The following is a 21,394-nucleotide window of genomic DNA, read 5'->3' as shown; positions in this document are numbered from 1 at the left end:
TCTAATTTATTCCATAACCTCGATTTTCCCTTGCTTTCTTTCAAGAGGCTTATGGACCCAGCAATAAAGTCCTGGCAGAACAAGTAAAGTCAGGAAGGTAGATGAGAGTATGCCGCCTATCACCACGGTGGCCAGCGGCCTTTGTACTTCCGCCCCTGTGCCTGTAGATAAAGCCATAGGGACAAAACCAAGGGAAGCCACAAGGGCCGTCATCAATACGGGCCTTAATCGAGCCATCGCACCTCGGATAATAGAATAAACCAAAGAATTACCCTGCTTTCTTAAATTAGTAATGAACGTAATCATCACAAGGCCATTTAATACAGCAATACCTGATAAAGCAATAAAACCCACGCCCGCAGAAATGGATAGCGGAATACCTCGTATCCATAAAGAAAAAACACCGCCGGTCAAGGCAAGTGGAATACCACTAAAAACCACAAGAGTATCGTGCTTGCTTTGTAGTGCCATAAATAACAACACAAAAATCAATAATAACGTCATGGGTACCACAACCATTAACCGGTTAACAGCCGAGGTCATCTGCTCAAACTCACCACCATAATCAATCCAATACCCTGTGGGTAAGTCTACTTTTTTTGCAATTTTTGTTTTAATTTCATCAACGAAGGAGCGTAAATCTCTGTCTCGGACATTGGTTGATACAAAAATCCGTCGTTTGCTATTTTCGCGGCTTATTTGGCTGGGACCCAATCGCTCATCCAAAGAGGCCACTTCACTTAAAGGGAGAAAGTGCTCAATGCCGTCTGCTTTGGGAGGAAGCTTTATATAAATTTTGGATAAAATATTTTTGTCTTTGCGAACGGTATCTTTTAAACGAATAACCAAATCAAAACGTTGATCACCTTTATACACCAATCCTGTAACGCGGCCACTTAACGAAGTTTCAACCGCATCCTGTACATCGAGCATGTTAAGACCGTATAGTGCGAGTTTTTTCCGGTCAATTTGAATTGTAACCGTTGGAAGTCCACTGGTTTGCTCAATTCTTGTATCAGCCGCTCCATTCACTGGATTAACAGCTTGAAACACCTCTGTAGCAAGTGAGTTTAATTTATCCAAATCATCCCCATAAATTTTAATGGCCACATCGGCACGAATACCCGAAATAAGTTCGTTAAACCGCATTTGTATCGGTTGGGTAAATTCATATTTATTTCCAGGTTCATTGGCCAGGGCTTTTTGTATTTCTTGTATTAGCGTATTTTTGGGCTTATTAGGGTTTGACCATTGGTCTTTGGGCTTTAAAATAACAAACGTATCTGCAACGTTTGGCGGCATGGGATCTGTTGCCACATCCGCAGTTCCAATTTTAGAATAAACCTGCTTCACCTCAGGAAATTTTTCAACAATTTTTTCAATATGTTTTTGCATCTCGATTGATTGGGACAGACTTGTTGAAGGCGTTCGTAAAGCGTGTAAAGCAATATCGCCTTCATCTAAACTGGGAATAAACTCACCTCCCATTTGTATTGTCAAGAGAAGACTGGCTATGACAAGTAGGCTTGATGCCCAAATAACCCAAAGATGATTTTTAAAACAAAATAATAACCCAGGTCTGTAAAGATTTCTGAAAAACAAAACAATCCGATTGGTTTTTTCACTGATTCGCCCTGAAAGCCCTATCGAGATGGCGGCAGGCACAAAAGTCATTGAAAGGATTATCGATGAGATAAGGGCTAGGATGACGGTTTGTGCCATGGGGCGAAACATCTTACCTTCAACGCCTGTTAAGGTAAGTATTGGGAAGTAGACGATAGTAATAATTGTCACACCAAAAAGACTCGGGCGAATCACTTCATTGGCACTGTCTAATACTGTATCGAGACGTTCTTTAAGAGTTAGGGGTCGTTGTAAGCTATGCTGTTGCCATGCCAGTTTTCTGATGCAGTTCTCTACAATAATGACCGCACCATCAACAATGAGTCCAAAATCAAGTGCGCCAAGGCTCATCAGATTGGCACTGATTTCATATTGCACCATACCGGTCATGGTCATCAACATTGTAATCGGGATTACAAGTGCTGTAATAAGGGCTGCACGGAAATTTCCTAAAAACAAAAACAGCACCACAATAACAAGCAGAGCACCTTCTGTAAGATTTTTAGTGACTGTTTTAATTGTCGCATTCACCAAATTTGTGCGATTGTATACAGGAACGGCTTTAACCCCATCGGGTAGTGTTTGATTTACTTTTTGTAAAGCTTTATGAATATTTTCTGATACAACGCGACTGTTTTCACCAATAATCATAGAAACCGTACCCACAACCGTTTCTTTTCCATCGGCAAGGCCGGCTCCTTGGCGAAGCTCATGGCCAATGAGGACATCTGCGACATCTGATATATGAATGGCTACTCCATCAATGGTTTTAACAACAACCTGTTCGATATCTTCGGTTGCCTTTAACTGCCCAGGCGCGCGCATTAAAAACTGCTGGCCTTTTTTTTCAATATAGCCTGCACCAACGTTATCATTGTTTTTCTTTAAGGCCTTTTCAATATCTTCTAAGGTCAAGCTAAATTGAATCAGTTTTTTTAAATCGGGTGATACCTGATATTGTTTGGTATAACCGCCAATGGCATTCACTTCCGCAACCCCTGGCACGTTGCGCAGCTGCGGTCGGATTATCCAATCCTGAATGGTTCTAAGTTTGGTTGGTGTGTACTTCTCCGACATAGAAGTAGTCAGCTTATACATATAAATTTCCCCAAGACCGGTAGAAATAGGCCCCATCATTGGGTTAATCCCTTCTGGTAGTGTGTTTTTAACCGCCTGTAAGCGCTGAGAGATAAGTTGTCTGGCAAAGTAAATATCTGTGCCTTCTTTAAAAATGACAGTGACTTGTGAGAGCCCATATCGGGAAATTGAGCGAGTATAGTCCAGTTTTGGCAGGCCGCTCATAATGATTTCTATCGGATAAGTAATGCGTTGCTCAACTTCTAAAGGAGTATAGCCGGATGCTTCGGTATTAATTTGTACCTGCACGTTGGTAATATCGGGTACTGCATCAATAGGAAGACGGGTGTAATTGTAAATGCCCAGGCAAATCACAATAAAAACCGCAACCAATATCAGCCACCGCTGTTTGATAGAAAACTGCAAAATCCTTTTTAGCATAGTTTCTCCTAATGGCTGTGTGAAGCACTGTCTTTTTCAAGCTCAGCCTTTAATATAAAGCTATTCTCAGCCACATAGGTGTCTCCCGCTTTAAGCCCCTTTATAACCTGCGTATAATCGTCACCTTCGATACCAAACTGGCAGACTTTCGGTTCAAAACCCTCTTTTGTTTTAACAAAAATCACTTTTTTTCCTTCAATCGATTGAATGGCTTCATTTTTAACGGCAATGCTCACTTGTTTCTCATCAATAATCACCTTGGCATTAACGTATAATCCTGGTAGCCAGGTTAATCCTTTTTCATTATTATTTAATACGGTCCTCGCTCTCATTGTTTGATTGTGTTCAACGCCTAAAGGAGATACATAATCAATTTGAGATTGAGCCACCTTTCCTGGTTTGTTTTTATCGTAAACCAGTACCTTTTGCCCTTGTTTTATCAACTCGCTATTTTCACGATAGATAAACAAATGCACCCAGACTGTAGATAAGTCAGCCAACTGATAAATGGGATTACCGGTTTTAATAAATTCCCCAGGATTGGCCTCTTTTTTTACGATATACCCTGAAAAAGGGGCCTTGATGTCGTAGATTTGTAGAGTCTGGTTGCTTTCAACGCTTGCGAGCAGCTCTCCGTCACGAACCTTATCGCCTAAAAACTTGGTCATTTTTTTTATAATTCCACCATATCTGGGATAGATGTAGACGGTTTTATTGGCGTTTGACCCAATTTTTCCTAGAACTTCACGGCTTATTTCAAGCGAGTGTGGCCCTGCTTTGGCTAATTCAATCTTATAACGCTTAATAACTTCTTGAGATAAACGCACAACTTCTTTGTCGTGATGCCCTTCACTCTCATGGCTACTTTCAGCAAAAACCCCAATTGATATTCCAATACACATCATGGCCAGTATAGTTTTTCGTATCACCATTAGGCGCTCCCTTTACTTAATAATCCTATAATTTTAATCATCGCAATATCCCGTTTTGCATGCGCTTCCTGGTAATGGCGTTCTTCTTCAAATAAAATGCGCATGGTATTTAATAGCTCGACATAGCTGTATAGGCCTTTTTGGTACCCTTGTATTGCAAGCTTTGATGCTTTTTGGGCGCTAGGTAGCAAGCTGTTTTGTACTCGTCTTGCTTCCTCGCTGTTTTGGCGTAGATCTAGGAAAGCAACGGTAAGCTTCTGATCCAGAGAAAGTCGGGCTGCCCTTAAATTTTGCATGGCTTGGGTGTACTCTGCCTCTGCAGATAAAATCTTACCCTGGTTGCGGTCAAATACTGGCATTACAGAGTTAATGGAACCAACAAGCGCATTATCATTGTTAAGGGAAAAATGCCGCACGCCCAGCTGAAGTTGAGCCGTAGGCCAAACATCTTTCTTCACAGATATGATGGCAACACGTTTGGCTGAAAGTTCGGCTGTTTTTTCTCCAATAAAAATACTCTTATCCCGTGTTGTTTTGATGACTTCCCAATTGATGTCATGATGAGGCAACCCTTTATCCAATAATTTTTGAGGGGGTAACAGATCTTTACCAAGCAACTGCGATAGCCTGGCAATTCGCTTTTTGACTTCTCGATAAGCCTTGCTTTGTTGGATACGTGCCTCTCCTAAAGATATTTCGGCCAGGCGCAAATCAAGTTCAGCGCTGGCACCTGCTTTTTGACGTCGTTTAATGTCGTTTACAATGTCTTCATTTAAGCGAACAAGTTTTTTAGTCACCTTATGCCACTGAGTGGCATAGTAAGTATTCACATAAGATTCACCTACGATTATATATAATTCAGCTTTTTTGCGAAGAATAGCCATTCGCATTTGTTCAAAACGAGCAACACTTGCTTTTTGTAGCCAGTCTCTTTTTCCACCGAGTGGAAGGGGTTGAGTGACAGACATCGTTGTTTCAGCGGTTTCAAAACCTTGAGCATCACCATTTCCACCCAAATTTTCTACCTGCAGGTTCAGTGAAGGATTAAGCAAAAGCCCATCTTGGATAGCCTGTCCTCGAGCTTGCTCTGCGTCTTGTATCTGAGCTTGTAATTCGGGATTATTCTGGTATGTTAGTCTTAGTGCTTCTTGAAAAGGCAAGACACCCTCAGCCTGTACAAGATTGGCTGCTAGGCCAATCGCCAAAATAATCATAAAGCGCACCACACCAACAACCATTCTTTTTATATCCTTATCTGCTTGATTATAATCCGTAATTAATCAACTTATCATATTGACGTTGAACTGTCATTGATGATTATTCAACCAATTTTTCTATTCATTAATTCATTCTCGATGGTTTTTTGAGTTAAAATTAAAAAAATATCATACATATTAAAAATCTGACCTAAATCTATTTCAATGTTTAAATTGTAATTACTGCCATAATCAAAGATATGGTTAAGATTTAATGTAAAATATTATTATCTACAAAGTTAGACCTCCCCTGTATTTTCAAGGGTTAAACCCCCCTCCTCTCTTGCCTCATTTAAAAACAAGTCTTATTATATGAATATAAATAACTTTTTAAGAACTCTTAAGGATAAAAATGCCGAAAGAAGGAAAGGCCAGGGTTTTGACCGAGGACGAATTTAAACGACTGCTGGTGATTGCCAAAGATGCACAAATGCCTGAACGAAATGTGGCCATGATTTATTGCTCGTTTGGCCTTGGACTTCGAGCTAAGGAAATCGCATCTCTAAAAATTTCGGATATCTTCGATGAACAATTAAAAATCTTAGAAGAGGTGAACTTAACCCGATCCATGACCAAAGGAGAAAAACAGCGCCACATTTACATTAATAACAAAAAAATCATCACGGCACTAAAAGAATATATCACCTGGCGAAAAGAAAGTGACACTATCTTCAATGATAAGGATTGGTTGTTTAAAACCCAACGCAAGCAAAGGTTCAGTCCAGATGTGTTACAAAAATGGTTTCGCAAACTCTATGATAAGGCTGGGATCAAAAGTGCCAGCTCCCATTCAGGACGCAGAACATTTATTACTCGCCTGATTGAACAAGGTGCGGATATCAAAGCCGTATCGCATCTGGCAGGCCATGCTAACATTACAACAACAGCTGGCTATGTGGACTCCAATCCTGACAGATTAAAACGCATCTCAAATTTAGCCTTATTTTAAATTATTGCTGTGATACAGTGGAGCATAGATCACTAACAGGATTATTAGTTTGGTATGAGTAATGCCCATGCAATTTAAAGAAACCTTGCATCAATTAGCAAAAAGAGCAAAAGAACAAATTGAAATCCTTTATGAGATAGGTAAAAACCCTGACACACCCCTATTGGCCAAAATCATTGTTATAGCGGCACTCGCTTATGCCCTAAGTCCTATTGATATTATTCCTGATTTTATTCCAATTTTAGGATATCTGGATGACTTAATTATCTTGCCAATATTAATTTTCATCGCTTATAAACTAATCCCTAAAAACATATGGAATAAAGCGCAACAAAAAGCCAGGTCTCGTACTGAACCACTTCCTAAAAATTGGTATATGGCTATTTTCATCATTTTATTTTGGGCTGTAATGGCCTGTTACCTCATCTACATTTTAATTTGATAGAAAAAAGCAACTATCACTATGCTTCTTTCGATCTATTACAAAATGAAGAACTAACCACTATTTTTCTTCATTACAAATATTTCTTCCCTATCAATAGATATATTTCGGGGAGCATCAACACCAATTTTGATATTACCATACTCATCGGTTTTAAAGCATTTGAAAGCAACTTCCTGATCGCGCATTTTCAGTTTTATCTCTTTTTTCAAATTCCACTGAACAAATGTCCAGTCCATTACTCTAATTGGCACGCCATTAAGCAAAGAACAATAGCCTCGTTAACTCTACATTTCTACTCGATATTAACAGACTTGCCCACAGATTTTGTGGATAAAACCGAATTGTCTCATTCATTTGTAATTAATAACAATTGTTTCCGCCAATATAAATTATTTAAAAAATCGACACAAAGACAGATCAAATTGGAATTCATATAGCAATCATTTAGAAATCAAAAAAACATTGGTAGTTCCTGGGGCTTCGTTATAAACCACGCTTTCTATAGGACATTACACAAAAAACTAACAATAACATTAGAAATCAAATAAAAATCATAAAGACATCATTTAAGCAACCACGACAAAAGATCAGAATTTACAGTCTAATAATATGTAATCGATTTGCTCACAAAAAAACACCTTCTTCTCACCTGCTATCTTAAACAGAAAACAACCCAGATATAGCAACCAATTAGAAATCACATAAGCAATCAAACAAAAACCATATAGCAATCATATAAACATCAATTCCATATCATAACGAAATCAAAAGAACATCAAATAAAAATCGATCAACAAGCATATAGGAATCATAGTGGAAATCAGAGGACGTATTAACTAATAATGACTCTCAGAAAATAAACCAATCATTAAGTTCATTTTATAGTTATTCCGAAAAGTATAACCCCATATAAAAGCGCACATTAGAAATCATATAGATACCATGAGCATTTTAAGATTCAGACATTAGAAATCATAAAGAAATCTAATCAGAAATCATTGAAGTATACATATAAGTAATAGTAATTAATAAAAATACTACTTATTTTCATAATTAAGTAAAAAGAAAATAAATCAAAATACTTGTTGACATGGAATAATGCTCGGTTTAAATTAAATGTTAATAACAACAACGAACTTAAACAAAAGGAGAGTTTATAATGGAACCAAAAATGTTAGTCAGTGAAGCATCTGAAGCATTAGGTATCACAGCACAAGCTCTCCATAATCAAATTAAAAGGAAAAATTTGTTTCATGGTAAAAGTAGGAATAGAGTTTACTTTTCCCATGAAACAGCAAAACAGCTTCTTGGCTTAAAGTTTTCTCCCCAAATTATTACTTTCCAAATTGTAAAAGGGGGAACAGGAAAAACCTCAATATGCTTGGCAACAGGCGTTAGAGCTTCGTTGTATGGAGCAAAAACCCTCTTAATCGATCTGGATCAGCAAGGAAATTTAACTAAAGCATGTAGAGTCGATGCTCATGATATTCCAGTAATGATTGAGCTAATAAACCAAGAAATGCCCATTGAAGATGGAATTGTAACTGTCTATGAAGGACTGGATATTCTACCTAGCAGAATAGAAAATGCTCTTCTTGATAGCAATCTGATGCTTAAAAGATTACCTCTTGATCGTATTTATCGAGATATGATTTCACCACTCAAGAAGCAATACGATTTAATATTAATTGATTGCCCGCCAGCTCTAGGTAGTTCTGTCACAGCTGCTGCTTTAGCTTCCGATCAAGTTATTGCTCCGGTTACTCCTTCTGAGTTTAGTTTAGAAGGATTGGAAATAACTAAACAAGAAATTAGAAATATTGAAAAGAACTTTCATACATCTATAAAACTTAGCCCTCTTTTAAATGAGTTTGATGTAAGAACATCGTTATCACATGAAACAATGAATTTTCTTATGACTAATTATGAAAATAGCTTAATCAAGTCAGTAGTAAGAAAAAGCCAAGAATTTGAGAATGTTTTAACGAAAGGTGATTCTATTTATGACTCATTAAATAAAAGTCCAGCTAGAGAAGATATTGATTTATTAACTAGAGAACTTTTGGGTACAAATAATCTATGTAAAGAAAACAAGGAAAGTTCACTTTTAAATGCTGATTCCAAAAATATTGGCGCTGTAAGTGCATAATTTGATTAAGAGGGTATATGGATGCCAACTATAGATGAATTAAGTAATAAAAGTAGTAAAAGAAAATTCAAGAAATCCGATTATAGGCCATGGAATTACATGGATGAATTTGAAAAGGAATCAAATGGCAATCAAAAAGGTACCAAAGAAAAATCAACTGATAATCAATTGGAAATCAAAAGGGAATCACGAGATAACTATTCAAATGGTGCTATTTTAGAAACAACACAAACAAAAGAAACGAAAGTAAAAGGCTCTAGCGAGACCCTTTATGACGCTGAAACAGCTTTGGATACAATTTTTCGTTTGACTGGTCATCAAAAAAAAATATTTCTTTTTATTGTTGAGCGATGCATGTCCAGGGGAATGTTAACAACAAGTGTGATAAAAGGAGAAACCCTTGTTGATATAACTAATACGACTATAAAAATGGTTAAAACCTCAATTCAAAGATTGGTAGGAAAGGATTTAATAATAAGGGAAAAAGGGAAAACAGGTAGGGGAGGTTTTTATTCTTTTAGGATAATAGAGGTGGTTAGAAATGCCGCTATCGAATACAAAAGGATGGTTTCACTTGATAATCATATAGAAATCAATGGGGAATCTTTTGGTACTCATAAGGAAATCAATAAGAAATCAAATGATAGTCAAAATAAACTTTATTTACCTGATGAATGGGAAGCAATAAATATTTTGCCGTTAGAGGATAATGGTTTTAATAGAAATCATTTATTAGATATATATGAAACTGGATTAGCAGATCCACAAATGGTTCAAGAATCAATTTTACATTTTTCATATGGACTTGAATATGAACCATCAAAATACAAACAATATGATGATGTATTAAATGTACTTATCGGAAGATTAAGAAAAGGAAAGCCTTGGTTTGAAAAAAATTATCGTTCTCCACAGGAAATAGCTCAACAGAAATTGTTTGAAAACAAAAAATTAGAAATTGAAAGAAAAAAGAAATTAGAAGAAGAATCATATAGCTTAGCTCAGTCTGAATGGATACAGAATTTAAGCAAAGAAGATATTGAAAAAGTAGCACCAAAAAAAACTAATGCTACTTTCACACCACCGCAAGAAGCCAGACTTAAATTGTATTTTAAAGAAAATATTTGGCCGGAATTAAAAAGCGAATACCTAATTGAAACGGAATAGTGTAGTAATAAAATGTTAAAATTTAATAATGAGCAAACAGAAAAATATAAGAAAAGCACAATAACTGGAACAGGCTATTTGGCTTTTAGAGATATAGAATTTTTTGCCAGGAAAAACAAAGCAGACTTAAGCAACGTATTAGATCTTGGATGTGGATCGGGAAGGTCTACAAACTTTCTAAAAAATTTTTGTGGTGAAGTAAATGGTTGTGATATAGACGAAAATGCTTTAGAAAATGCAAGAAAAAACAACTCAAGTTCTCGGTTTTTTTTGAACAATAATGAAACTCATTATCAGTTTGGTATATATAAATCAATTTTTTCGATTCTAATGTTTTTTCATTTATCTTCAGAAAAAGAAATAAAATCAGAGCTACTCAAATGTTTTAATTCTTTAGAAGAAGGTGGTTGTTTATTTATTATTAATGGCAACAAAAACTTGTATACAAAAAATTACACAAGTGTGCAAGGTCAAGGTACACCGCCAGATAAAGATGGCGATCTTACAAAAATAAAATTATTAAATATAGACTGTGAAGTTGAAGATTATTACTGGAGCGCCGACTTTATTATAAAAGTTGCACAGTCTATTGGTTTTATTCACGTGGACACTCATATGCCACTAGGAACCGAACAAGATCCTATAGATTATAAAGATGAAACCAATCACCCACCTTATTATTACATTGCTTTGAAAAAAAATGGATAGAAGTAAATATAAGCTCAATATAGATTTTATTAATAATAATATCCTCTATACTCCACTGGACGGAGGACACAAAAAAACATCTAAACTAGAGTATGATGAAATTACTGAAAATCCTGATTTCATGAATAATTTTTCAGGGAAGGATGGGTATCTTATAGGAACGATTTTTGCTTCTAAAAATCTAAACAAACTTAAATTAACGAACTCGCAATCAAGATATAAGTATTTGGTTTTAATATCAATTTTATTTGTAACAACAATGCTCTTAAGCAATGTGTTATCAACAAAATTGATTAGTATTAATGGGTTTACTGTAACAGGTGCAATGCTTGTTTATCCATTTAGTTATATATTTGATTATATTATTACTGATATATATGGCTATCAAAATGCCAGGAGAATATTATTATCATGTATCGGCTCTTTGGTTTTGTTTGATATTTGTATCTATATGATAATTATTTTGCCACCATCACCTTTTTGGACTCATCAAAAGGAATTTGAAGCGGTTTTTTCAGGTATGTTGCGAACCTATATTGCATCTACTATAGCATTTACAGTCTCATTTTTTTTGTCATCATTTATCTTTCAAAAATTAAAAATAAAGAATAAAGGACGATCATTATTTAAAAGGGTTTTCCAGTCGCTTTTAATATCTGAAATATCAGATACAGCATTATTTTGTTTGCTGGCTTTTTATGCAATATGGCCTTTAAAACATATGATGCAATTTATATTGGTTTCATATTTTACTAAAATATCCTATGAAATATTTGTGTATGCAATAATCACAAAGCCATTAATACAGTTTATTAAGAAAGAAGAAAAAAGTGATATTATTGACTGGAATACAGACTTTTCCCCAATAAAATGGGAGATTGATTACGATGAATCTAATAATGTTTATTCTTCTAAGCTAAATGAGGAGTTAGTGAACTCTTAATTTTACCAATAAGTTCAGAAGTATTAATGTTCAGCTTGCTCAAAATAGAATTAACGGTTGTTTTGTCTTTGATATATTTAGTTTCAATACTTACAACTTTTCCAATAATATTTGCTTTATTCATATCAATTGTCATTGATAAGTTATCAATCGGTTTAAGAAATTTATTTTGCATTGTTCCAATCATATATTTTTTATGAAAGCAAAAGAGAATTGTATCGCCATCATTAATATGCTCATCATCAATAGATGACATAACAATACTATCATTATTTAATATTTTGCAGTTAAAAGTCTGGTCTACTTTAAATCCGACGGTATTGCTCTGCCAGTCATTATCATTTTCAACAAAACCTAAAACTTTTGTTTCATCTCTATCTAATAAAGAATTGGCTTGAATAACTGGCAGGTAATCATGCTCTTTAACTAAGATATCATTAAATGAATCGCTAGTTAAATCCTTAATAGAACACCCTAAAGCCTCAGCAATAATCATAGCCTGATATAAAGATGGGCAGACTTGCCCATTTTTAATTCTATTAATAGCTGATTGGCTGATATCAGTTATTTTTCTTAGCTCATTCTCACTTATAGACTTTTGTGCCATACGATGACGCATATTAGATGAGAATGTGCGTTTTAAATGATCTTCAGAAATTATATTCATATAAAAATTTTAATTATACCCTTTACAGGGTACCCGATAAAGGGTATATTTTAATAAATAGTAATTATTATAGTTAAATATAAATTTACTATACAAGCAAGATCATAGTCTATTTAAATGATTTTAAATAAATTTATTGCTCTTGATAAATCTATTTATAAAAAAAACTATAAGGGCTTACTAAGGAGTAAAAATTGGAATTTGATAATAAGAAAAATTACAAGGATATTTTTGTAACAATTAAGCTCTCTGCTGAGGGGAATAAGCTTTTAACCGAGTCATGTAAAAGGGCGCATAGAAAAAAATTACAAGAGGCCACCCTGAGACTGGAGGATCACTTAATGAGATTCCGATCTATCTCTGAAAAAGGGGAAACAGTAACAAATAAGAATGGAGATAAAGATAATTCTATATTTATTGAGAAAAACACCGTTTATTAAAATAAAAAATAAAGGGATATAACTATGTTTGGAATAAAAAAATCAATCTTAACCATTAGCTTGATAACAATATCATCGGTATCTTTTTCAGCAACAGGACTCAATGTAGATAACCGAGCAATGGGTAGTGCCGGAGATGATTTTATCCGTACTATTTCTGGGAAAATTCAGAGTATGAATTACCTGGTTAATCTTCGTAGAAATACCCAAGATTACTTTGATGTTTTAAATCTACTTGTTTATCTCAACCAATCATCACAGCTAGAAAAGAAGATGGATGTTTTGATAGGTGAAATCCGCCGTAATAATCAACTTTTAGAGAGAGTTCTTATGGAAAAGCAAGCCAAAAATAAAGCTTAATCGCTTTATATACTTCATCTGATGTTTGTATGTTTTTAAAGCACATTTTGTGCTTAAGGGATTTTTGTACCCTAAAAAAAGGTAAGTTAATTATTTTTAGTCAATTTCAGGAGAGGAAATGATGAAAAAACAAAGCAGTGTAACCAATAACATGAGTGTTTATTGGAACTTATTAATGATGATGGTGTTATTAGGTTTCATGATGTTTTATGCATCTGATAGCCATGCGACAAATCATTTATCAGGACTTAAATCAGATATTGCCGATACTTTTGGGGCTAATTCAGATGTTCCTTATTTTCTGCTTCTCGCGGAAGGCGTTGTCGGGGCGATGGCTTATATCAAAACCAAAAATCTAATGGTTTTAGCCGGTGTTCCAGTATTGATGATTTTTACTCATTTTGCGCTGAGCTGATTATGAAAGATTACCAGACTTTCGTTTTGTCAGATGAACCAAAGATTCTTGGCATCCCTATCACTACAGGCTTACCAGTGCTTCTACTTACTGTAATAGGGCTGCTATTTGGTCATTCATTGCCGCTTTTTATCTTAGGTTCGGGTATTAGTCTGTTTATGCACTATAAGTTTGGCGGGCTTCCCATTCGACAGTTTTGGGGGATTTTATATTGGACTTTACCAAGGTATTTAACGGTTTTGTTGTTCCATAAATCCCCTGATTCAGCACATCGTTTATATATAAGGTAGCGGATTATGGATATTAAGTTTAGAGATGATGCCATATCAAAATATCGACTGAGTTTGCGCATCACTTTTATCTGGGCGCTTGTAAGCACGGTGTCATTATTAATTCTGTCACTTATCAATTTTTATGGCTTTAAGCACCAGAAAACGCATTGGTTGCCCGTATGCTCCACAAGTGATTTTTGGGTCGGAGAAACGGAATATTCACCAGCTTATTTGCGTGAGATGGCAAAAAAAGTGGCAGACTTAAGGCTGACATATAATCCTGAAACCATTGATGCGCGCTACTCAACCTTAATCCATTTAACGCAAGCTTCTTATCAGGAGAAAGTTAATAAACGCCTGTCTCTTGAAATAGAAGCAGTAAAAAAGAAAAACATCAGTTCTGTTTTTTATTCTGACAAAGTATCGGTTGATACCAAACATCATATGGCGCTTATTTCCGGCTTCCTTCATCGGACATCACACGGATTAGCATTAAAGCCTGTATACAAAACTTATGAGTTGAAGTTTGTATTTAAAGGTGGCGAATTGAGTCCTTTATCAATTACTGAGGTGAAACATGAAAAAGCTTAAAACCGCCTTAATTATGGGGATTTTATCGATGAATGCACAAGCATCTATGCCCCAGGATATCGTGTTTAAAGAGGGAGAAAGTATTCAGCTAACCCTTTCAAAAATCAACTTTAACAGACTTTATGTTAAAGGAGAAAAAATTACTGAAATTCGATTTCTTGAAGGAACATTTACTGTTGAAAAACCAAATAAAGATGAAATAGATTCGGGACTTGAATCCATCTATTTGAAGCCGACTTTTGACGATAAATTAACTTTATTTATCACCACGAATAAGCATCACCACTTCTCAATACAGGCAAATAGCGATGAGTCTTTAGGTAAAACCTTTGAAATGGTTCCGGCATCTCTGATAAAGAACGTAAAAAGAGTTGCAGATAAATCTAATGACTTCATAAGAAAAGAAAAGCCACAGGTTTTGAGCGAGGTTGATCAAATATTTCAGGATATGGAGAATTTGCAGACACCAAGAGGGTTCGAGCAGGTTAAATTTAATGGACAATCTTTCTTTCTTCAAAAGATTATCAAAACAAAACCTATCAGAGTTTATCAAGGAAATAGCCTTAAAAGTTATGTTTATGAAATAGAAAATACTTCTAAAGCGAAAGTTAAATTAGACAAGGCATGGTTTAGTAAAAATAAAAATACTAAAGCTATACACCTCTCAAAAAATGAACTTAACCCATCTGAAAAAGCTTATCTCTATGCGGTTTATAACGACATGTCAAGGAGTAGGGGATGATCGAAAAAATCAAAGGACTTATAAAACAAAAGTCGAACAACCCCAATTTAAAGGCCAAACGAGATCAAATGATTGTAGCCTTGGTTATTGCAAGTGTTTGTTTGGCCTCCTATGGGTTTTACCTGTTTTCCACCAAACGGCACACAATAAAAAAAGTCGTGCCAGAAGAATTGGCTTTTGACGGCGTTTTTGATTCACATTTCAGTGAAAATAGTGATGAGGCTGTTTTATTAAAGCAGCAAAAAGAGATTGACGCATTGAACCAACGCCTTCGCGATGCTGAAACAAAGCGTGAAAAAGATAAAGGGAATATAAAGCCTGTAGCTGATGAGAATACAAAAAGGCTTATCCAGGCTTTAAACGAAAAACTAAACGCTTTGGAAGAAGAAAATAAGAAGACCAATGAAAAATTACAGGTGGCAATGCTTAAAACAGAGCAGGCATCCCTTAACATTAGGCCGCCAACACGTGAGGAACAGGCAGCAAAGCTAAGGACAAAAGCACAAAGGGCACGAGAATACTACCGCAATGCGGGCTTAGAAACTGTCCGGTTTCAAAGAACAAATCGTCATACAGATGTGAGATCACCTGTTAATTATGTTTGGGCAGGAACATTTGTCTCTGGAATTATGCTAACAGGTGTTATGGGTGATGCAGGCATTAACGGAACAAAAAATACTGGAACGGTACTTATTCGATTAGATGAAAATGGCACGATGCCCAATGGTAAACGCTCTCGATTAAAAGATTGTTTTGTCTTAGGTTCAAGTTTTGGTGATCTTTCTGGTGATTCGGTCGTAATTCATCTTGAGACACTTTCTTGCGCCAGAAGTGATTTGAATTTTGAGCTAAAGGTCTATGGTTCTGTTTATGATCAAGATGCCATGCAGGATGTACGCGGAACTCCTGTTTTAAAAACAAAACCCCTTTTGGAATACAGTGCTGCTGCGGGAATTTTAGCGGGAATTGGTGATGGGCTTAGAAATCTCAATACCGCACAAACCATTAACCCAGGAGCCGGTACCATTACCACTTACGGCCAGGCATCGACACTTTTGCAGTCTGCTGGAGGAGGGGCGGTGAGCAATCCTGCCAATAAAGTATCCGATTATATCATGAAGATAGCAGATATTTATCATCCCTTGGTTGTGGCAAGAGCTGGCAGAAGGGTGTCTGTCATGTTTATCAAAGGGTTTTGGATTGATAAGGCTCATCAAAAATTTGAATCTGGCAAAGCAATTGATAATCAAGCGGCTCAAAACGATGATTCAGCAACAAGAACAACCATTACAAGCGTACAACCAGCGCCTGATTTCAATACAAATCCTGTCAATGATGTCATAAGACAAAAAGTACAAAATGAAATTGCAAAACAGCAAGGTGTTTCAACTCAAAAATCAGAGCAGGCATTTCTTGCAGAAAAAGGGTTGCAACCACTGTTTACTGAAGCAAGTCCAGGAGGTCGGCAATGATCAAAAAAATGATAATGACATGCGTCATGGTCTTATTAATGCAGGGATGTACAAAATCGATTTTAGATAATGAAGCACGATGCCCTTTTATAGACCGAGGCGGATGCCAAAGCATGGAGATGGTTAATAAAATGGTAGACGAGCGCCGTTTTACTCCTGATGGGCTATTTGTACAGCAGGCATGCTTAAGGTGTAAACCGAAAGGGTCGCGCCACTCATCCCAGCAAACAAATCAAGCCGAAGTTTATAAGTAAAGGGAGGACGTTATGAATATGCAATGGATTAAAAAGGCGCAAAACGGGGTGGCTGATATTTGGAATACAATATGGAGCGCTGAAGATGTACAAACCCCTTTAACCAGCCGTCAAGAAACAAAGTACAATTTAAAAGAAGCCTGTTATCCATCGTTCTCAGAGCTATTAACTTATCGTTATTATGATGAGGAATCTGGATTGTTTTTTAATAAGAACAGCTGCGGCCTTGTCTATCAAATTGTACCCTTAACCGGCGCAAATGAAACCATAGCGGAATTGCTTGATGATATTTTAAGAAACAAGGTCACAGATGAATTTAATCTACAGGCTATTTGGGTGAAGCATAATCAGGTGGGCTTTTTAATTGATGATTTTGCAAACCAATTTAATAATCCTGACTTTGGTCATTTAAACCGCATAGGCTCCAAACTCAAAAAATTTTATCATAGCGCTGCTACCAATGGTTTTTCAACGCACGCCAGAAGCCGTGCAGGTCTTAAACATACAGAGTGTTTTGTTGTTATAGATTGTCCGAACAAGGATAAAGAAGAAGCGTTAAAAGCTAAATTTTCACAGTTTAAAGTTGCGTTTGAAGCATCACTTACGGCTGCCAAAATTGGATTTTTCCAAAGGAATGCTAGCGATTTTCTAAGATTAATTCAATTTTACCTATCGAATAATCCTGATTGCATTTATCCCCACCAGGGCGAATATATTCAGAGTGAACCGCTGCATTATCAAACCAATGATTTGAGCTTTGATTGCGAGCAAAAAAAAGACCGCTTAGAAATAAGCGCTCAAGATGCTTTGGGAAAGCCCTTTTCTTCTCATGTTTCTGTTTTAACGCTGTCAAAACTTCCTGCCAGTTTTCGTTTATGGGAAAACATTAATAATTCCAACAATGTGTATGAACAAGGCCAAAGTATCCAGTGTAATCATATTATTTCTGTGACTTATAAAGTTGATGATCAGGCACAAGCACTATCACGAGCAAATCGAAAAACACGGGATTTGGATAAGAAGGCAAATAGCGCATATGCAGTGAATGTGGCCGGTACAGAAAAGCAAGCCAAAACTTGGCGCAGATTTCGTGAAGAACTCGATGATCACAAAACCAAGGCCGTAAAGATGCTATATAACGTGCTCCTGTTTTCACGTCCTCCTGAGGTAGAGCATGATGTTGAATCGGCAATTTCTGTTTTTCGATATAACGACCTTCAGCTTGCAAAGGTGAAAAATATGGTATTGCCATATTTTATGGCCTCTATGCCTTTTATGTTTACAAATCATCTTGAAAGAGATTTTTCACTACCACGCATGATGTGGCCGATATCAAGCTGGAACGCTGTTCAATACATGCCATTGTTATCCGATTGGCAGGGATTAAACAAAGGGATTTTAATGCCAACCATGCGCGATCAATTTAATCTCTTAAACCCCTTCGATGATGCATTAGGTACAAATTTTAACATGGCAATTACCGGCACTTCTGGTGGCGGTAAGAGCTTTGCTGTACAGATGCTTTTGTTAAATGTTTTGTTTAATGGAGGGGATGTTTTTGTCATTGATATCGGAGGTTCCTACAAAAAATTATGCCACGCATTAGGTGGCACCTATTTGGAATATGAAAATCTTGCGATGAACCCGTTTACCCATGTCAAAAATATTTTTGATGATATTGATGACATAGTAGATTTATTTGAGCTTTTAGCCTGCTCCAGAACGCAAGCCAGTGATGATGACAGAGGAACGTTACGGGAAGCAATTATCAAAGCATTTGAGAAATCGGGAAATAATGCTGTCATTGATGATGTGGTAGAGTGCCTTTTAGCCCTTTTTTCAAGCGAAAAAGATACTTACCCAACAGGTAGACTTCTTGCTAAAAACTTAAAACGATATTGCACGGGTGCTGAGCATGGCAGGGTATTTAATCAACCGTCAAGATTGTCGCCTGATGCACGCATTATTGTGATTGATTTGAAATCGATTGAAGACAATACCGCTATTCGCTCTCCGGTTTTACTTTCGGTTATTTCTCAGATTCAACGCCGAATGTTTAATTCTGATAGATCCCGTCAAAAAATGTGCATTATTGATGAGGCATGGAAGTTTTTTACTGGCGATAGCATTGCTACACAATTCATTACCAAAGGATTTCGTACAGGAAGGAGACACAAAGCATCCTTTGTTACCATAACCCAGGGCATCGAGGACTATTACAAATTTGAGGAAGCACGGGCTGCTTGGGATAACTCAAGCTTGAAGTTTATTTTTTTACAAGATAATGCAGCTCTCACGGAACACAACAAGCACCATGAAACGTTTAGTGAATATGAAATGAAATTGCTAAAAGCGTTTCCAAAGGCTAAGGATGCAGGGTTTTCTCAAGTGCTAGTTAAATCAGGTGGAGTTTCATCTTTTCATCGTTTATTTGTTGATCCTTTTACACGCGTCATGTTGTCTTCGGATGGTGATGATTATGCTTCCGTTGAACATTATGTTTCTTGCGGAATGTCTTTTATTGATGCGGTAGAAAAAGTGGCCGAAAAAAGCAATGGAGACGGTCATGCTTAATAAAATTTTAGCTTTGTCCATTGCAGTTATGATAATCGTTATTGGTTGGCTTGTTTTGATACCGCATAAAACAAATGTGGCTTTTATTGACTTGCAACGAGCGTTATCTAGACCTGCTTCCATGCTTTCTAAAACATCTTTAGAAAAAAAGACTCAACAAAAGATATTGAAGCAATACGCAAGCAGACTTTCATCGGTAATTCATGACTATGGCAAAACAAATAATCTCACCATCGTAAGCGGTCAGTTGCTGACAAACAACGGTGGACAAGATATTACCGATCAGATCGTAGCCATTACGCTAAAGAAGGTGAGAGAAGATGCCTAGAAAATCCCTTATCTTCTTAATTTTCATATTCACTTCAAGTTTAGTGAATGCCAGAACCATTGCTTCATATGGTGGCATTTATCCAGTTGAAGAAATTGATATCAGAGAGGTTATTTTTAAACGCTTAAATGATATGGATAAGTCCGGCGAGCTTATGAATTATCAAGAGCGTGCATCCAATCATGTCAAAGAACAAATTGAAAGACCTGAGCCGCTTGGTTTATCCACGACATTAAATCCTAAAACGTATTATGTATCACCAACGGTTACTGTTAATCACGATATTTATAATGCCGATGGTGTATTGATTGCGCAAAAAGGTACAGCCATTAATCCTTTTGAGAAAATTCGTTTCAAAAAAGCCTTGATGTTTTTTGATGCAGACGATGAAAAACAAGTGGTTTGGGTTAAGGAACATTATTCTAACTATCCTCATGTGAAGTTTATTTTGACGGGCGGCAGTGTCCTTGAGGCTTCTAAATTATTTGGACGGGTATATTTTGACTGGCAGGGTGCCTTGACTCGAAAACTTCATATCAAGCATGTTCCTTCAGTGGTTGAGCAAAAGGGATTGCAATGGCAGATCATGGAAGGGAGAGTTGCATGAAAAAGTGGCTTTTAACCATATTGTTGATACTTCCCATGCAAAGTATGGCTTCTATTTGTAAAGGGCATTTTGTTAATCCTATTACAGATGTATGTTGGGATTGCTTGTTTCCATTAACAATTGGTCACTCAAAAGTAGTTAAGGGAAGCTACCCAGATACGGATAATTCCAAAATCACCAAATATGTTTGCGCGTGTGATAGTGATGTTGGTGTTCGCTTCGGGCTTTCCATAGGTTTTTGGGAGCCTTTTGCCCTAGTTGATGTAACTCGTAAGCCTTATTGTATGGTAAATCTAGGTGGTATCACGCTGAATATGGGGCATAAAGGGTTAGGCGGTTCACAATCACCTATAGAAGAAGGTTACGGCGCTTTTTATTATGTGCATTGGTATAAATATCCTTTGATGTATTGGTTAAATGTTATCGCATCGCTTGGATGTATGCAAAATGATGGCTTTGATATTTTATACCCAAGTGAACTTGATCCCACCTGGAATGATTCAGAGCTTGCATTTATTTTAAACCCAGAAGCAACGCTATTTACCAATACTGTTTCAAGAGCGTCCTGTGCGGCCGATGCGACAAAAGCCTTAAAGAGCACTGCTATCGATTCTTTGTTTTGGTGCCAGGGTTCTCAGGGTTCTACCTATCCATTAACAGGGTTTATTGCCAATCAAACCAGTCCGATTTCAGCGAGCCTTCTATTGGCAGAGCGAGTGGACTTTAAGCTCCACCGTTTAGGTGCAATCAGGGATTCTGTAAGCCGTGACTCGCCTGCTTTATGTCGAACATACACCTCAAGCATTCTGCCAAAAACGCGCTATCGCTATCAAATGGTGAATACCATCCCCGATGGGAAACAGTGCCATCCTTTTGGGAAGTCTGTCACAACTTGGGAAGCAGGTCATACCCTACCCAATGATGGCGATAACTTTGGTTTTTTAATCTGGCGAAAGCGCAATTGCTGCTTTTTATAAGGGAA

General features: G+C 36.6%; 23 protein-coding genes. 18 read left to right on the top strand and 5 right to left on the bottom strand.

Going from position 1 to position 21,394, the window contains the following annotated elements:
- Window positions 1–6: 6 nt before the first annotated feature.
- From E1O41_RS10055 to E1O41_RS10045, 3 genes are read right to left on the bottom strand one after another with little or no spacing between them, the layout of a single operon-like run.
- Window positions 7–3,141 carry an efflux RND transporter permease subunit gene (locus tag E1O41_RS10055; protein ID WP_131777201.1) on the bottom strand — a complete coding sequence of 1,045 codons (3,135 nt, stop codon included), beginning with the start codon at window positions 3,139–3,141 and terminating at the stop codon, window positions 7–9.
- 8 nt (window positions 3,142–3,149) lie between these two features.
- Window positions 3,150–4,073, bottom strand: a complete 924-nt coding sequence (locus E1O41_RS10050) for an efflux RND transporter periplasmic adaptor subunit (RefSeq protein ID WP_131777200.1) — start codon at window positions 4,071–4,073, stop codon at window positions 3,150–3,152.
- Complete coding sequence (locus E1O41_RS10045) at window positions 4,073–5,311, bottom strand: TolC family protein (RefSeq protein WP_229669378.1); 1,239 nt, start codon at window positions 5,309–5,311, stop codon at window positions 4,073–4,075. Before E1O41_RS10045 ends, E1O41_RS10050 begins: the two co-directional genes overlap by 1 nt.
- 370 nt (window positions 5,312–5,681) lie before the next feature.
- Between E1O41_RS10045 and E1O41_RS10040 the strand changes: the two genes are divergently transcribed.
- Window positions 5,682–6,278, top strand: coding sequence for a tyrosine-type recombinase/integrase (locus E1O41_RS10040; RefSeq protein ID WP_131777199.1), 597 nt, complete (start codon window positions 5,682–5,684; stop codon window positions 6,276–6,278).
- Between the two features lie 67 nt (window positions 6,279–6,345).
- On the top strand, window positions 6,346–6,720 hold the full coding sequence (locus E1O41_RS10035; RefSeq protein WP_165481171.1) for a DUF1232 domain-containing protein: 375 nt from the start codon (window positions 6,346–6,348) through the stop codon (window positions 6,718–6,720).
- Window positions 6,721–6,773: 53 nt separating this feature from the next.
- On the opposite strand, the gene E1O41_RS11920 is transcribed toward E1O41_RS10035, so the two are convergent.
- Window positions 6,774–6,986, bottom strand: a complete 213-nt coding sequence (locus tag E1O41_RS11920) for a carbon storage regulator (protein WP_229669379.1) — start codon at window positions 6,984–6,986, stop codon at window positions 6,774–6,776.
- Between the two features lie 896 nt (window positions 6,987–7,882).
- Between E1O41_RS11920 and E1O41_RS10025 the strand changes: the two genes are divergently transcribed.
- The 4 genes from E1O41_RS10025 to E1O41_RS10010 all read left to right on the top strand — a co-directional run bounded on the left by E1O41_RS10025 (window position 7,883) and on the right by E1O41_RS10010 (window position 11,690).
- A complete protein-coding gene (locus tag E1O41_RS10025) occupies window positions 7,883–8,872 on the top strand; it encodes a ParA family protein (protein WP_131777197.1) in 990 nt (329 codons plus the stop codon).
- 99 nt (window positions 8,873–8,971) lie between these two features.
- Complete coding sequence (locus E1O41_RS10020; RefSeq protein WP_131777196.1) at window positions 8,972–10,039, top strand: hypothetical protein; 1,068 nt, start codon at window positions 8,972–8,974, stop codon at window positions 10,037–10,039.
- 12 nt (window positions 10,040–10,051) lie between these two features.
- The gene (locus E1O41_RS10015) at window positions 10,052–10,747 is read left to right on the top strand and encodes a class I SAM-dependent methyltransferase (protein WP_131777195.1); all 696 of its coding nucleotides are present in this window, start codon (window positions 10,052–10,054) and stop codon (window positions 10,745–10,747) included.
- A complete protein-coding gene (locus tag E1O41_RS10010) occupies window positions 10,740–11,690 on the top strand; it encodes a queuosine precursor transporter (RefSeq protein ID WP_131777194.1) in 951 nt (316 codons plus the stop codon). Before E1O41_RS10015 ends, E1O41_RS10010 begins: the two co-directional genes overlap by 8 nt.
- Here the strand turns inward: E1O41_RS10010 and E1O41_RS10005 are convergent.
- Window positions 11,659–12,357: a helix-turn-helix domain-containing protein gene (locus E1O41_RS10005; protein WP_131777193.1), complete on the bottom strand. Its 699-nt coding sequence runs from the start codon at window positions 12,355–12,357 to the stop codon at window positions 11,659–11,661. The two genes, E1O41_RS10010 and E1O41_RS10005, sit on opposite strands and share 32 nt — an antisense overlap.
- Window positions 12,358–12,551: 194 nt before the next feature.
- On the opposite strand from E1O41_RS10005, the gene E1O41_RS10000 reads away from it, so the two are divergent.
- The 12 genes from E1O41_RS10000 to traU all read left to right on the top strand — a co-directional run bounded on the left by E1O41_RS10000 (window position 12,552) and on the right by traU (window position 21,389).
- Window positions 12,552–12,797 carry a TraY domain-containing protein gene (locus tag E1O41_RS10000; RefSeq protein ID WP_131777192.1) on the top strand — a complete coding sequence of 82 codons (246 nt, stop codon included), beginning with the start codon at window positions 12,552–12,554 and terminating at the stop codon, window positions 12,795–12,797.
- A 24-nt stretch (window positions 12,798–12,821) separates the two neighbouring features.
- Window positions 12,822–13,157 carry a hypothetical protein gene (locus E1O41_RS09995; protein ID WP_131777191.1) on the top strand — a complete coding sequence of 112 codons (336 nt, stop codon included), beginning with the start codon at window positions 12,822–12,824 and terminating at the stop codon, window positions 13,155–13,157.
- A 118-nt stretch (window positions 13,158–13,275) separates the two neighbouring features.
- Window positions 13,276–13,572, top strand: a complete 297-nt coding sequence (locus E1O41_RS09990) for a type IV conjugative transfer system pilin TraA (RefSeq protein ID WP_131777190.1) — start codon at window positions 13,276–13,278, stop codon at window positions 13,570–13,572.
- Between the two features lie 2 nt (window positions 13,573–13,574).
- Complete coding sequence (gene traL, locus E1O41_RS09985) at window positions 13,575–13,862, top strand: type IV conjugative transfer system protein TraL (RefSeq protein WP_229669380.1); 288 nt, start codon at window positions 13,575–13,577, stop codon at window positions 13,860–13,862.
- Between the two features lie 6 nt (window positions 13,863–13,868).
- Window positions 13,869–14,435, top strand: a complete 567-nt coding sequence (locus tag E1O41_RS09980; protein WP_131777189.1) for a TraE/TraK family type IV conjugative transfer system protein — start codon at window positions 13,869–13,871, stop codon at window positions 14,433–14,435.
- Window positions 14,422–15,177: a type-F conjugative transfer system secretin TraK gene (gene traK, locus E1O41_RS09975; RefSeq protein ID WP_131777188.1), complete on the top strand. Its 756-nt coding sequence runs from the start codon at window positions 14,422–14,424 to the stop codon at window positions 15,175–15,177. Before E1O41_RS09980 ends, traK begins: the two co-directional genes overlap by 14 nt.
- Window positions 15,174–16,649, top strand: coding sequence for a TraB/TrbI/VirB10 family type IV secretion system protein (locus tag E1O41_RS09970; protein ID WP_131777187.1), 1,476 nt, complete (start codon window positions 15,174–15,176; stop codon window positions 16,647–16,649). Before traK ends, E1O41_RS09970 begins: the two co-directional genes overlap by 4 nt.
- Complete coding sequence (locus tag E1O41_RS09965; protein WP_131777186.1) at window positions 16,646–16,903, top strand: hypothetical protein; 258 nt, start codon at window positions 16,646–16,648, stop codon at window positions 16,901–16,903. Before E1O41_RS09970 ends, E1O41_RS09965 begins: the two co-directional genes overlap by 4 nt.
- 12 nt (window positions 16,904–16,915) lie before the next feature.
- A complete protein-coding gene (gene traC / locus E1O41_RS09960) occupies window positions 16,916–19,477 on the top strand; it encodes a type IV secretion system protein TraC (protein WP_229669381.1) in 2,562 nt (853 codons plus the stop codon).
- A complete protein-coding gene (locus E1O41_RS09955) occupies window positions 19,470–19,805 on the top strand; it encodes a hypothetical protein (protein ID WP_131777185.1) in 336 nt (111 codons plus the stop codon). The genes traC and E1O41_RS09955 overlap by 8 nt, the downstream gene beginning before the upstream one ends.
- Window positions 19,798–20,412, top strand: a complete 615-nt coding sequence (traW, locus tag E1O41_RS09950) for a type-F conjugative transfer system protein TraW (RefSeq protein WP_131777184.1) — start codon at window positions 19,798–19,800, stop codon at window positions 20,410–20,412. The genes E1O41_RS09955 and traW overlap by 8 nt, the downstream gene beginning before the upstream one ends.
- Window positions 20,409–21,389 carry a conjugal transfer pilus assembly protein TraU gene (gene traU / locus E1O41_RS09945; protein ID WP_131777183.1) on the top strand — a complete coding sequence of 327 codons (981 nt, stop codon included), beginning with the start codon at window positions 20,409–20,411 and terminating at the stop codon, window positions 21,387–21,389. Before traW ends, traU begins: the two co-directional genes overlap by 4 nt.
- Window positions 21,390–21,394 lie beyond the last annotated feature (5 nt).

It is taken from the genome of Legionella impletisoli (assembly GCF_900639875.1).
GTDB classification, from domain to species: domain Bacteria; phylum Pseudomonadota; class Gammaproteobacteria; order Legionellales; family Legionellaceae; genus Legionella_A; species Legionella_A impletisoli.
This window is presented reverse-complemented; position numbering and strand designations above follow the sequence as displayed.

Excerpts from the sequence above, each read along its gene's own strand:
- E1O41_RS10055 (WP_131777201.1), bottom strand. The coding sequence starts at position 3,141 with ATGCTAAAAAGGATTTTGCAGTTTTCTATCAAACAGCGGTGGCTGATA.
- E1O41_RS10050 (WP_131777200.1), bottom strand. The coding sequence starts at position 4,073 with ATGGTGATACGAAAAACTATACTGGCCATGATGTGTATTGGAATATCA.
- E1O41_RS10045 (WP_229669378.1), bottom strand. The coding sequence starts at position 5,311 with ATGGTTGTTGGTGTGGTGCGCTTTATGATTATTTTGGCGATTGGCCTA.
- E1O41_RS10040 (WP_131777199.1), top strand. The coding sequence starts at position 5,682 with ATGCCGAAAGAAGGAAAGGCCAGGGTTTTGACCGAGGACGAATTTAAA.
- E1O41_RS10035 (WP_165481171.1), top strand. The coding sequence starts at position 6,346 with ATGCAATTTAAAGAAACCTTGCATCAATTAGCAAAAAGAGCAAAAGAA.
- E1O41_RS10025 (WP_131777197.1), top strand. The coding sequence starts at position 7,883 with ATGGAACCAAAAATGTTAGTCAGTGAAGCATCTGAAGCATTAGGTATC.
- E1O41_RS10020 (WP_131777196.1), top strand. The coding sequence starts at position 8,972 with ATGGATGAATTTGAAAAGGAATCAAATGGCAATCAAAAAGGTACCAAA.
- E1O41_RS10015 (WP_131777195.1), top strand. The coding sequence starts at position 10,052 with ATGTTAAAATTTAATAATGAGCAAACAGAAAAATATAAGAAAAGCACA.
- E1O41_RS10010 (WP_131777194.1), top strand. The coding sequence starts at position 10,740 with ATGGATAGAAGTAAATATAAGCTCAATATAGATTTTATTAATAATAAT.
- E1O41_RS10005 (WP_131777193.1), bottom strand. The coding sequence starts at position 12,357 with ATGAATATAATTTCTGAAGATCATTTAAAACGCACATTCTCATCTAAT.
- E1O41_RS09995 (WP_131777191.1), top strand. The coding sequence starts at position 12,822 with ATGTTTGGAATAAAAAAATCAATCTTAACCATTAGCTTGATAACAATA.
- E1O41_RS09990 (WP_131777190.1), top strand. The coding sequence starts at position 13,276 with ATGATGAAAAAACAAAGCAGTGTAACCAATAACATGAGTGTTTATTGG.
- traL (WP_229669380.1), top strand. The coding sequence starts at position 13,575 with ATGAAAGATTACCAGACTTTCGTTTTGTCAGATGAACCAAAGATTCTT.
- E1O41_RS09980 (WP_131777189.1), top strand. The coding sequence starts at position 13,869 with ATGGATATTAAGTTTAGAGATGATGCCATATCAAAATATCGACTGAGT.
- traK (WP_131777188.1), top strand. The coding sequence starts at position 14,422 with ATGAAAAAGCTTAAAACCGCCTTAATTATGGGGATTTTATCGATGAAT.
- E1O41_RS09970 (WP_131777187.1), top strand. The coding sequence starts at position 15,174 with ATGATCGAAAAAATCAAAGGACTTATAAAACAAAAGTCGAACAACCCC.
- E1O41_RS09965 (WP_131777186.1), top strand. The coding sequence starts at position 16,646 with ATGATCAAAAAAATGATAATGACATGCGTCATGGTCTTATTAATGCAG.
- traC (WP_229669381.1), top strand. The coding sequence starts at position 16,916 with ATGAATATGCAATGGATTAAAAAGGCGCAAAACGGGGTGGCTGATATT.
- E1O41_RS09955 (WP_131777185.1), top strand. The coding sequence starts at position 19,470 with ATGCTTAATAAAATTTTAGCTTTGTCCATTGCAGTTATGATAATCGTT.
- traW (WP_131777184.1), top strand. The coding sequence starts at position 19,798 with ATGCCTAGAAAATCCCTTATCTTCTTAATTTTCATATTCACTTCAAGT.
- traU (WP_131777183.1), top strand. The coding sequence starts at position 20,409 with ATGAAAAAGTGGCTTTTAACCATATTGTTGATACTTCCCATGCAAAGT.